Annotated in this window: 9 protein-coding genes and 1 pseudogene; 3 read left to right on the top strand and 7 right to left on the bottom strand. The window is 61.2% G+C overall.

The genetic code is table 11. The features are described 5' to 3' along the window. Positions 1–8 precede the first annotated feature (8 nt). Genes AC07XZ_RS10605 through AC07XZ_RS10595 form a run of 3 tightly spaced genes read right to left on the bottom strand, consistent with a single transcriptional unit; the run spans position 9 to position 1,760 of the window. Positions 9–269, bottom strand: coding sequence for a phosphopantetheine-binding protein (locus AC07XZ_RS10605; protein ID WP_007952344.1), 261 nt, complete (start codon positions 267–269; stop codon positions 9–11). Then, the gene (locus AC07XZ_RS10600; protein WP_085746441.1) at positions 250–1,059 is read right to left on the bottom strand and encodes a lysophospholipid acyltransferase family protein; all 810 of its coding nucleotides are present in this window, start codon (positions 1,057–1,059) and stop codon (positions 250–252) included. Before AC07XZ_RS10600 ends, AC07XZ_RS10605 begins: the two co-directional genes overlap by 20 nt. After that, complete coding sequence (locus AC07XZ_RS10595) at positions 1,035–1,760, bottom strand: beta-ketoacyl synthase chain length factor (RefSeq protein ID WP_085746442.1); 726 nt, start codon at positions 1,758–1,760, stop codon at positions 1,035–1,037. Before AC07XZ_RS10595 ends, AC07XZ_RS10600 begins: the two co-directional genes overlap by 25 nt. A gap of 369 nt (positions 1,761–2,129) precedes the next feature. On the opposite strand from AC07XZ_RS10595, the gene AC07XZ_RS10590 reads away from it, so the two are divergent. Continuing rightward, a complete protein-coding gene (locus tag AC07XZ_RS10590) occupies positions 2,130–2,900 on the top strand; it encodes a ParA family protein (RefSeq protein WP_007952339.1) in 771 nt (256 codons plus the stop codon). A gap of 7 nt (positions 2,901–2,907) precedes the next feature. Here the strand turns inward: AC07XZ_RS10590 and trxC are convergent, their stop codons facing one another. Beyond that, complete coding sequence (gene trxC, locus AC07XZ_RS10585) at positions 2,908–3,342, bottom strand: thioredoxin TrxC (RefSeq protein WP_102686828.1); 435 nt, start codon at positions 3,340–3,342, stop codon at positions 2,908–2,910. Between the two features lie 194 nt (positions 3,343–3,536). Between trxC and AC07XZ_RS10580 the strand changes: the two are divergent. Next, positions 3,537–3,833 (top strand): annotated as a pseudogene (locus tag AC07XZ_RS10580) (type II toxin-antitoxin system HigB family toxin). Then, positions 3,830–4,231 carry a helix-turn-helix domain-containing protein gene (locus AC07XZ_RS10575; protein ID WP_039766491.1) on the top strand — a complete coding sequence of 134 codons (402 nt, stop codon included), beginning with the start codon at positions 3,830–3,832 and terminating at the stop codon, positions 4,229–4,231. Before AC07XZ_RS10580 ends, AC07XZ_RS10575 begins: the two are co-directional and overlap by 4 nt. A gap of 132 nt (positions 4,232–4,363) precedes the next feature. On the opposite strand, the gene selO is transcribed toward AC07XZ_RS10575, so the two are convergent. Genes selO through AC07XZ_RS10560 form a run of 3 tightly spaced genes read right to left on the bottom strand, consistent with a single transcriptional unit; the run spans position 4,364 to position 11,006 of the window. Next, positions 4,364–5,827: a protein adenylyltransferase SelO gene (selO, locus tag AC07XZ_RS10570; RefSeq protein ID WP_064382865.1), complete on the bottom strand. Its 1,464-nt coding sequence runs from the start codon at positions 5,825–5,827 to the stop codon at positions 4,364–4,366. 48 nt (positions 5,828–5,875) lie between these two features. Further along, positions 5,876–9,229 carry a mechanosensitive channel MscK gene (mscK, locus tag AC07XZ_RS10565; RefSeq protein ID WP_085746445.1) on the bottom strand — a complete coding sequence of 1,118 codons (3,354 nt, stop codon included), beginning with the start codon at positions 9,227–9,229 and terminating at the stop codon, positions 5,876–5,878. 34 nt (positions 9,230–9,263) lie between these two features. Beyond that, a complete protein-coding gene (locus AC07XZ_RS10560; RefSeq protein WP_085667701.1) occupies positions 9,264–11,006 on the bottom strand; it encodes a potassium/proton antiporter in 1,743 nt (580 codons plus the stop codon). Positions 11,007–11,099 lie beyond the last annotated feature (93 nt).

Raw genomic sequence — 11,099 nt, 5'->3', positions numbered from 1 at the left:
GTCCGGTCTCAAGCTGCCTGTTTTGCCGTGACGAACGCCGCAAGGCTCGCCACGTTGGAGAAATGGTTGCGGGTGTCCTTGGCGTCGGCGTCGATCTTGATGCCGTACTTTTTCTGGATCGCCAGGCCGAGCTCCAGGGCGTCGACGGAATCCAGGCCCAGGCCTTCGCCGAACAGCGTCTGGTCGTCGCCGATGTCCTCTGCGCTGATGTCTTCGAGGCCCAGGGCGTCGATGATCAGCTCTTTGATGTCACGGTTTAGATCGCTCATCTTCGGCGAGCTCCTTGATAAAGAATTGGTGCAAATAGTCGTTGAGCTTGCGCGAAGCCTGGGGCGCTGGCCCCTGCGCGGCGAAAGTCTGTGGGTCTATATCGGCCCCGACGTGAAAACTGAAGTGCACGCGGCGACTGGGAATGCGATACCAGGGCTCGGCCTTGGTCAGGGTGGTCGGACTGACCTTGATGACCACCGGGGTGAGGATTTTCGCACCGCGCAGCGCGATGGCCGCCGCGCCCCGATGAAAGGCTGGCGCCTGACCTGGCTGGGTGCGGGTGCCTTCGGGAAAAATGATCAGGGTCTGCCCGCTCTGCAAGGCACCGGCGGCGGCGTCGAGCATGTCCATGCTGCCGTCGTTGCTGATGTATTCGGTGCTGCGCAGCGGGCCGCGAGTGAAGGGGTTTTCCCACAGGCTTTTCTTCACCACGCAGTTGGCACCGCGCACCAGACCGATGAGAAACACTACGTCGATCAGTGAAGGGTGGTTGGCGATGATCATCTGCCCCGGACGGCCGAGGCGTTCGGCGCCCTGAATGTCGTAGGTCAGCACGCCGGTACGGGCCATGAACCGGACAAAAAACCAGAACAGCCGGCTGACGGTCTGGCGTGCCCGTTCGCGATGCGTAATGGCATCGCCCGGCAGACAACCGAGCAATGGAAATACCAGCAGGCGCAGGCACAGACCACCGAGCCCGAACAGGGCGAAGCTGGTGGCAGTGGCCAGCAGACGCCAGTAATAGGCGTCGCGGTTTTTTCCGATCACGGGTTGCGTTGCCAGGTCCATAGACGAGTCTTCCAGGCATGTTGGCAATGGGGTTGCTGACCGAGCAGGGTTCGCAGCAGATTCAGTGCGTGGGGCCACTGCGTTTTTGACCGTGCTTCGGGGGCGCTGTTCAGGGTCAGCCGCCAGTCGGTACCGGGGGTGAGCAACAGCCCGACCGCGTAGGGAAACGGTACGTCGTCGATCCACGTCGAATAGGCTTCGGGCGGTTGTTCCTCGGTGATCACCAGCAGCACGGCGGGGGCCCCTTCGTTCAACAACGTCGCCGCTTCGAGCATGCCGTGTTCGAGGCCGTCGCCGGCCGCGGCGAGCGCGGTCATTTCGCTGGTTTCGCCGCGCATGATCGACCACAGGCCGATGATCGCGTTGTGCACCGACAGGCTGAACTGGGTCGGCGACAGCGGCTGTTCGTTGGCCAGATCGCTGAGGATTTCAAAGGTGCGCGGGGTTTCGCCGTGCCGGGAGACGAACACCAGCGGCAGGTTTTCCCGACCGTCGGCCAGCGGCCAGCCGACACTGAACGCCATCCGCGCCAGACGGCTGAGACGACGGCGCTGCATGGCCGGCAGAAACGAAACATCGGGTGCGGCATCGCTGCTTTCGAGCACGACCGGTTGTCGGCTCCAGGCTTGCCAGGCTTCCACACTGTCGAGCCCGGGAGCCCAGGCGCGCCATTGGGCGATGTTGAAGTTGATCACGGACATTTATCCCGCCCCTGCGGGCTGAGTTGACGCGGTTTCGCCAACGTCGCCGCTGAGCTGATTTAGCCTGAAATGGCATGGCGCGTGGCGCCGGGTGGCGCGCATTATCCCGGTGCGACGAGTGTGTAGCAAATGCTGGTTACATTTTGAACGACGAAATGAACCGAATGGTACGCGGCAAGAGCTATCACTTGGCCATTATCCAGATTGTCGGGTGTCTGTCTGTCAGGCGAATCGGCGATCATCGGGTGTTTTTGCGCCGTATTCATTGGGATATTGGCGCCCGACTCTGTAGTCCGTGCCCATCGAGGTAGCGAACCGGCACCGGGCACCACTACACTCGGTCATTCTTTGATACACGGAGGTTTTGTCATGCGGCGCGTGGTGTTCAATCAGAAAGGTGGCGTGGGCAAATCCAGCATTGCCTGCAATCTGGCGGCGGTAAGCGCCAGCGAGGGTTATCGCACGCTGTTGGTCGACCTCGATGCCCAGGCCAATTCCACTCAGTATCTGACCGGGCTCACGGGTGATGACATTCCGATGGGCATTGCCGATTTCTTCAAGCAGACCCTGTCTTCCGGGCCGTTCTCGAAAAAGAATCAGGCGGATATCTACGAAACGCCCTTCGACAACCTGCACATCATCACCGCCACTGCCGAACTGGCTGACCTGCAGCCCAAGCTTGAGGCCAAGCACAAGATCAACAAGCTGCGAAAGCTGCTCGACGAGTTGTCGGAAGATTACGACCGGATCTATCTGGATACGCCACCGGCGCTGAATTTCTACGCGGTCTCGGCACTGATTGCCGCCGATCGGGTTTTGATTCCCTTTGACTGCGACAGCTTCTCGCGTCAGGCCCTGTACGGTCTGATCGCCGAGATCGACGAGTTGAAGGAAGACCACAACGAAGGCCTGGAAGTCGAAGGTATTGTGGTCAACCAGTTCCAGGCCCGGGCCAGCCTGCCGCAGCAGATCCTCGACGAACTGATCGCCGAGGGCCTGCCGGTGCTGCCGGTCTACCTCGCCAGTTCAGTGCGCATGCGCGAATCGCATCAAGCCAACACGCCGCTGATCCACCTCGACCCACGGCACAAGCTGACGCAACAGTTCGTCGAACTGCATAACCTGCTCGAAGACGCCTGAAGCCTTGTCAGATGCCCTGGCTGCGCAGCCAGGCCATCAACTGCGGCAACGGGAAAGCCCCGCTCTGACGGGCGACTTCCCGGCCGTTGCGGAACAGAATCAGGCTCGGAATCGAACGAATCCCCAGCTGCGCCGACAACTGCTGATTGGCCTCGCTGTCCAGCTTGGCCAGCCGGCATTTGCCCGCCAGCTGCGCAGCCGCCTGCTCGAACACCGGCGCAAACGACTTGCACGGCCCGCACCACTCCGCCCACACGTCCACCAGCAACGGCAGATCACCCTTGATCTGACTGGCGTAATCGCCTTGCTTGAGCTCGAACGGCTTGTTCAACAGCACCTCGGACTTGCAGCGCCCGCACTTCGGGTGATCGTTGAGGCGCTCGGCGGGAATGCGGTTGAGGCCGTTGCAGGAGGGGCAGGGGATGAGGAGTGGGTCGGTCATGATCGGAATCCGGTGGAGAGCTGATAACTACTAGTTGGAGACGTTTGCTCATATTTTCAATCGTGCAGTGTTTGGCTGTGAGCCTAGGCTGAAATGAACCGGCTTAGTCCGTTGGTCTGCTCGGCCGTATCGCAACTTGCGATAATTTTGATCTGTGATTAACTCCCCATAGCAGAATGCGATAAGGATGTTGCATGCATGTCATCACCGGAAAACGAATACGAGAAGCGAAGGCCAAATAGCCTAACGCAGCTACAGCACTGGACCACTGGCTGGAAGTGGCGAAAGGGAGCAAATCGCCAGATTTTGCGGCGCTGAAGGCCTTGTTTCCAGCTGTCGACAAAGTGGGTGATTTTCATGTTTTCGATATTGGCGGTAACAAGCTCAGGTTGATCGCCTATGTCAGATTTCGACCTCAAAAGTTGTACATCAGACATGTGTTGGATCATCGCGAATATGACCGCGGTAAATGGAAGGAGGCTAAGGCATGAGTGTTCTGATCAAAAAAGCCGCTGAGCACTGGGAGTTCGTTTCGCCCTTGCTGCGCAAGCCGAAAAGCGAAGACGACTACGACAGGCTCGTTCAAGCCCTTGACGAGCTGCTCGAAATGACGGGTGATGATGAGTCTCATCCTTTAATGAGTCTGGTGGATATCATCGGTGACTGGATTGAAGAATGGGATCGCGTGCATCACCCGACGCCTAAACCGCCCGGTTTTGAAGTACTGGGGTATTTGATGCGTGAGCATGGTTTGACCCAGAGCGATTTGCCGGGTGTGGGGACTCAGTCTGTTGTTTCGGAAATCCTCAGTGGAAAGCGCCAGTTGAATCTGCGGCAGGTCCGCTGGCTGGCCGAGCACTTCAAGCTACCTGTGGACGTGTTTATCTGAAAGGAAACCAGTGTGTTCAGAGTCGTGGCCTTTGCACTCTGAGCATGTCGCGCGGCTTTTTCAGCCGGCGCTGTCATCTAGCAGGTTGCCTGACGGGAGGGTGCACGGCTCCAAGACAGGAGACCGTGCGCTTCATGAGGAACAACTGATCTCCAAATGCTTGCCCCACTCCGGCGGCCGTTCCGCGTAACTCTCCATTCCAGGTTGTTCCTCGAATGGATTGCTCAACACCGCGTGCAATCGGCGCACTTCGGAATAGTCACCCTGCTCGGCAGCATCAATCGCCTTCTGCGCCAGATAGTTGCGCAGGATGTACAGCGGATTCACCGCATGCATGCGCGCACGGCGCTGTTCCTGATCGGTCGCGCCATCGCGTGCGACGCGTGCGACATAGCGCTCGCCCCAGGCATCGAAACCCTTGATATCGACGAAGTCATCGCGCAGGCGAGCGACGGCCTGTTCGGCTGACTCTTCGCCCAGGCGGCGGAAGAACAGCGTGTAATCGACGCCGCTGTTCTGCATCAGTTGCAGCAGTTGTTCCAGCAGTTGCTGGTCGTCGTCCTCGGCGGTGGTGAAGCCGAAGCGGCGGCGCATCAGGTCGAGGTAGTGCGCCTGGAACAGCGGCAGGTACAAACCGAGGGTTTCGCGCAGGGCTTCAACGCTGATGAACGGCGTCAGGGCCTGGGCCAGGGCGCTGAGATTCCACTGGCCGACCGGCACCTGATTGCTGAAGGAGTAGCGGCCCTGGTCGTCGGAGTGGTTGCAGATGAAGTTCGCATCGAAATCGTCGAGGAAGGCGAACGGGCCGAAGTCGAAGGTGATGCCGAGGATCGACATGTTGTCGGTGTTCATCACGCCGTGGCAGAAACCGTAGGCCTGCCATTTGGCGATCAGTTCGGCGTTGCGCTCGACGATCTCGCGGAACATCGCCAGATACGGCTCCGGCTGTTCCAGGCATTCGGGGTAGTGCATCGCCAACACGTGTTCGCCGAGCAGCTTCTGCTGCTCGGGACGTTTGGTGTAATAGAAATATTCGAAATGGCCGAAACGGATGTGGCTCGGCGCCAGGCGCAGCACCATCGCGGCGCGTTCCTGTTTCTCACGCCAGACCGGGGTGTCGGAGCCGATCACGCAGGCGGCGCGTGAAGACGGGATGTTCAGCGCGTGCAGCGCTTCGGAAGCGAGAAACTCGCGGATCGACGAGCGCAGCACCGCGCGGCCGTCGCCCATGCGCGAGAACGGCGTCTGCCCGGCGCCCTTCAGATGCAGGTCCCAGTGCTCACCGGCGGCGTTGTAGACCTCGCCCAGCAACAATCCGCGCCCATCGCCCAATTGCGGGGTGTAGCCGCCGAACTGATGTCCGGAATAGACCATCGCCCGTGGCTCGGCATCGGCCCACAACTTGTGGCCGCCGAACAGCTCGGCAAATTCCTGGGTGTCGGCCACTGCCGGGTCCAGATCCAGCAGCGCCAGGGCCGCAGGGCTGGCCACGACCAGTCGCGGATTGTCGATCGGTTCGGGCAGCACGTGGGCCGAGAACGCATCGCCCAGGCGGGCGAAGCGGTTGTCGAAGGTCAGTTCGTCGAGGGCTTTCAAGGGCCGGCTCCAGCAGAATGTCCGAGCATTCTGCTGGGATTAGCCGGGTTAGTCGAGTTTGGCCGGCGGCGGTTCCTGCAAGGGTTTCTGGTCATCGCTGACCGGCACGATGGTTTTGGTTTCCGGCTCGATCGGCACCATCTTGTATTCCTGACCGTGGAGGTTCTTCAGGTAAACCTCCATCTGGCGGAACGAAATGTTGATGTGCTGCTTCTTGAACTCGCGGTTGATGAAGCGGTTGACCTCATCGAGTACCGGGTTGCGGTCGCCGAGATCGCGCACATGCATGCGCAATTCGTGGTCGAGAGTGCTTTCGCCGAAGTTGAGGAAGTACACGTGCGGCTCGGGTTCCTTGAGCACACGCGGGTTTTCCCGGGCGGCCTTGAGCAGCAGTTCCTTGACCAGATCCAGATCCGAACCGTAATCGACGCCCAGTTTCAGGGTCACCCGGGTGATGGTGTCGGTCAGCGACCAGTTGATCAGTTGCCCGGTGATGAACGTCTTGTTCGGGACAATGATGTCCTTGCGGTCGAAGTCGGTGATGGTCGTGGCGCGGATGCGGATCTTGCTCACCGTACCCGAGAGGTTGCCGATGGTAATGGTGTCGCCGATCCGCACCGGGCGTTCGAACAGGATCATGATGCCGGAGATGAAGTTCGCGAAGATCTCCTGCATGCCGAAACCGAGGCCGACCGACAGCGCCGCCACCAGCCATTGCAACTTGTCCCAGCTGACGCCGAGGGTCGACAGGGTCGAGACGAAACCGACCCCGGCGATCACGTACGACAGCAGCGTCGTGGTCGCGTACGCACTGCCTTGAGCCAGATTGAGTTTCGACAAAACGAACACTTCAAGCAGGCCCGGCAAGTTGCGGGCGAGCGCGAAGGTGATGCCGATGATGATCAGCGCGCCGAGCATGTCGCCGATGCTGATCGGCACCATGCTCATGTTGGCGCCGGTGCCGCTGGTGTATTCGTAGAGGGTGATGTTGTCGAGGTACGAGAACACCGTGATCAGGTCGGCCCAGACCCAGTACAGCGCGGCGATGAAACCGCCGAGCAGTGCCAGACGGATCAGGCGCAGAGACTGTTCGTTGACCTTTTCGATGTCCAGGGTCGGCTCTTCGATCACCGCTTCGCCGTCGCCGGCTTCTTTCGCGGCCTGACGTTTGGCCAGGGCGCGCTGGTAGGCCAGACGGCGTGCCGCAACCGCGAGGCCACGGACGAACGTGGCTTCGATCACCAGCCAGAACATCAGCAGGTACAACGTGTTGATCAAGCGGTCGCTGAGCTTCAGCGCGGTGTAGTAGTAGCCGAAGCACACGGCGACGAACAGCGCGATAGGCAGCAGAGTGAACATCACGCCCACAGCCTTGCGGAACAGCGAGGCGTTTTCGTGGGTCGGGCTGCTGATCAGCAGACGGCTGAGCAGCCACGCCATCAGGGCGTAGCAGGTCAGCACAACCGGCATGCCCAGCACATCGTCGGCCAGCGCCGCCGGTTGCAGCTCGGCGACCGCCACCACCGCCACCAGCGCCATGACCACCAGTCCGAGGCGACGCACCCAGCCTTGCAGGAATTCGACCTGCGGCTTTTCCCAGCGGAAGTGCAGTTCCGCCACGCCGCCCGGCGCGAGGATCCGGTAAGCGGTGTAGAACACCAGCCACGCCTGGGCCATTTGCAGCAGCGCCGCGCCCATGTTGGCGTTCTGCCCGCGGGCGTCGATCTGCAACGCCAGCCCGCAGAGGGCCAGGCCCAGCGCCACCGGCATCGCCAGCAGAATATTGATCAGGATCGCCTGTGGCGTATGCCACTGGCTGTCACGCTTGAAGTGACCGATGTCCTGATGAACCTTGTTCAAGCGCGAGTACAACTGCTTGCGGCGCCACAGCAGCGCGCCGATCAGCAGCGCCAGCGGCAGGAACAACAGCGGTCGCTGGGTCAGGCCGTCGGTCAGTTCGCTGAAGCTCGAGGCCAGCGGCAAAGTGTCGATCTGACGCTTGAGGCGCTCCGGCACGCCGCGCATCCATTCGGTGTCCAGCGGCTTGTTGCTCGGAATCCAGAACATCTGCTCGTCGAGGGTCGCGCGCAGGCTTTGCGCGGTGCTCAGCAGTTGTTTCTGGTTCAGTTGCAGGGTGATCGATTCGTTGAGCATCGCGCTCAGTTCGCGACTCAGCCGTTCCAGCAGATCGACGCGAGTGTTGGCCAGCTCGAGCAGGCTCTTGCGCAGTTGTGGCGTGACTTGTTCCGGCGGCTGGGTGGACAGCAGGTTGTCGACGTAGGTCGCCGGATTGCTCAGCTGTTCGCGCTGTTGGTTGATTTCGAACTGGTACAGGCGAATGTCGGCGATCTGGTCCGCCAGATCGCGGTCGACCTTGAGGCGCGGCAGCGCCTGTTTCTGTTTATAGAGAATCTTCGACAGCAGAAGGCTGCCCTTGAGCACGTTGATCTGCTCGTCGAGGGCCGAATCGCTCTGGGTCACGCTGTCCAGCTGCTGCTTGGTCTGCAGGTTCTGTTGGGTCAGTTCGTTGAGGCGGTCGGTGCTTTTGAGCAGGTAGTCGGAGAGCTTGAGGTTGGCCGCGCTTTCCGTGGCGAGCAGGGCGCTGCTGCCGGACTTCTGGGCCTCGATCGACTGCTGCGTCACGGTTTCCTGCGACAGGGTCAGACGTTTCTGGTTGATCAGGGTTTGCAGTTCCTGGATCTCGCGGTCCAGACGGTCGGACTTTTCCGAAAGCAGGTCATGCTGGCTGTTGCCCAGATCCTGCAATTGGTTGTTGCCGGCCAGTTCCTGACGGCGCAGCGGGATCAGCGCGTTCAGGGCGGCCAGCTCGGCGTTGAGCAGGTCGCGCTGCTCGGCGCTGACGGTTTTGCCGGCGTCCTTGCCGGTCTTGAGGATGTTATTGATCTGCTGGATGCGCGTCTGGCTGCTGGAAATCTCGGCCTGGGCACGCTCGGGGCGGGTCTGGGCGGTGATGATCAGGCTGTTGGCGTCGGCCAGGGCCTTTTGCAGATCGCTTTGCTGGGTCGAGCGCTCGGTGAGCATCTGCTCCAGCTGCTGGATGTTTTCCTTCGGGAAGCGCTGCGCCACCGGCACTACGGCGCTGGCCTTGAGGCGGGTCAGTTCGCGCGAATTCTCGATGGTCTGCTTCGGCGCAGTGGCCAGTTGCTGCTTGAGGTCAATCAGCTTCTGTTCGTAGTCACGCCGGTTATTGAGCTGGTTCAGCGTGTTTTGCAGGACCGTCTGCAGGGCCTTCTTGTCGGCCTCGGGCAGTTTGCTGTCGGTGAGCTTGTCCAGGCTGGCCTGCACGGCGTCGCTGGACGGCGGTTCTGCGGCCTGCAGCGGGCCGACAGTAAGACTCAGGCCCAGCAGGGCCGCGAGGAAAAAGGAGCGCAGGGTAGGCATAGAGACCGGTCAAGCAAGTGAGAGTGGACGCAGTTTAGAGGAAGAGCCCGGGGCCCGGGCGACTTCCTTCGGGGAATCTGACGCCCACTTTGGCGATCTTGTTCCCGTCCATGACCGCAACCGTCCAGTGGGTGTTGTTCCATTCCACCTGGTCGCCAACGATCGGTGCACCGCCGACTTTCTGGGCAATGAAGTGGCCCAGGGTCATGTCCGGATCGATGCCTTCGGCGGGCAGGCCGTACAGGGCGGCAACCGCTTTGAGCTGGGCATCTCCTTCGAGCACGAAGTCGCCGAAGAAGCGCAGATCGAGGCCGCGTTGCGGCGCCTGGCTGAACAGTTTTCCGAGGGCCGGAAGGTTGTGTTCATGGCCGATAACACACAGCAAATCATCGACTTCCAGCACCGTACTACCCGACGGATGGAGCAGTTGCTGACCACGAAACAGGGCGGCGATACGGGTGCCTTCGGGCATTTTCAGTTCGCGCAGGGGCGAACCGATGCACCATTTTTCCGCGCCGAGCTTGTAAACGAACAGTTCCCACTCGCTGGTGACGTGCACTTCGAGGGCGGCGCGGGAAATCGGCGCCGGCTCCGGCGGTACCGTCACCTTGAGCAGCTTGGCCACCCACGGCAGGCTCGTGCCCTGCACCAGGAGCGACACCAGCACGATGAAGAACGCGAGGTTGAAGTACAGCTGCGCATTCGGCAGCCCGGCCATCAGCGGGAATACCGCCAGAATGATCGGTACCGCGCCACGCAGGCCGACCCAGGAAATGAAGGCTTTCTCGCGACCGTGGAAGGCCTTGAACGGCAGCAACCCGACCAGCACCGACAGCGGCCGAGCGAACAGAATCATCCACAGCGCCAGACCCAGCGCCGGCAAGGCGATCGGCAGCAGATCATGCGGAGTGACCAGCAGCCCCAGCACCAGGAACATGCCGATCTGCGCCAGCCACGCCATGCCGTCGAGCATGTGCAGAATGCCGTGACGACTGCGCACCGGGCGGTTGCCGATCACCAGGCCGCACAGGTACACGGCGAGGAAGCCGCTGCCGTGCAGGGCGTTGGTCAGGGCGAACACCACCAGACCGCCGGCGATCACCAGAATCGGATACAGGCCGGCGGCCAGATTGATCCGGTTGACCAGTTGCAGCATCAGCCAGCCACCGCCCAGACCGATCACACCACCGATGCCGAACTCGCGGATCAGGTGGGTCAGCAGGCTCCAGTGCAGGCCGGTCTGGCCGCTGGCGAGCATGTCGATCAGGGTCACGGTGAGGAACACCGCCATCGGGTCGTTGCTGCCGGATTCGATTTCCAGGCTGGCGGTCACCCGTTCGTTCAGGCCTTTGCCGCCGAGCAGCGAGAACACCGCCGCGGCATCCGTGGAACCGACGATGGCGCCGATCAGCAGGCCTTGAATCAGGTTGAGATCGAACAACCACGCGGCGGCCATGCCGGTGAGGCCGGTGGTGATGAGTACCCCGACCGTCGCCAGCGACAAAGCCGGCCATAGGGCCACGCGGAAACTGGACACCCGGGTGCGCAAGCCGCCGTCGAGCAGGATCACCGCCAGCGCGAGGTTGCCGACCAGATAGGCCGTCGGGTAGTTATCGAAAATGATGCCGCCGCCATCGACCCCGGCAGTCATGCCGACCGCGAGGATGATCACCAGAATCGGGATGCCGAGACGGGAAGAAAGGGAGCTGACAAGAATGCTTGCGCCTACCAGCAACGCGCCGATCAAGAACAGGCTGTTGATGGTCGTCGCATTCAAAGGCAGTACTCCAGAAGCGGAAAGACGGGCACAAACTGACCATGCAGTCTGCGTGCCAGCGATTCTAACCTGTTGAAATGTGATGCTGTCAAA

Source organism: Pseudomonas sp. GW458-11-26-14-LB4, from assembly GCF_059423925.1.
This window is presented reverse-complemented; position numbering and strand designations above follow the sequence as displayed.

Bases quoted from the DNA above. Each gene is read 5' to 3' on its own strand.
- AC07XZ_RS10605 (WP_007952344.1), bottom strand. From the start codon at position 269: ATGAGCGATCTAAACCGTGACATCAAAGAGCTGATCATCGACGCCCTG.
- AC07XZ_RS10600 (WP_085746441.1), bottom strand. From the start codon at position 1,059: ATGGACCTGGCAACGCAACCCGTGATCGGAAAAAACCGCGACGCCTAT.
- AC07XZ_RS10595 (WP_085746442.1), bottom strand. From the start codon at position 1,760: ATGTCCGTGATCAACTTCAACATCGCCCAATGGCGCGCCTGGGCTCCC.
- AC07XZ_RS10590 (WP_007952339.1), top strand. From the start codon at position 2,130: ATGCGGCGCGTGGTGTTCAATCAGAAAGGTGGCGTGGGCAAATCCAGC.
- trxC (WP_102686828.1), bottom strand. From the start codon at position 3,342: ATGACCGACCCACTCCTCATCCCCTGCCCCTCCTGCAACGGCCTCAAC.
- AC07XZ_RS10575 (WP_039766491.1), top strand. From the start codon at position 3,830: ATGAGTGTTCTGATCAAAAAAGCCGCTGAGCACTGGGAGTTCGTTTCG.
- mscK (WP_085746445.1), bottom strand. From the start codon at position 9,229: ATGCCTACCCTGCGCTCCTTTTTCCTCGCGGCCCTGCTGGGCCTGAGT.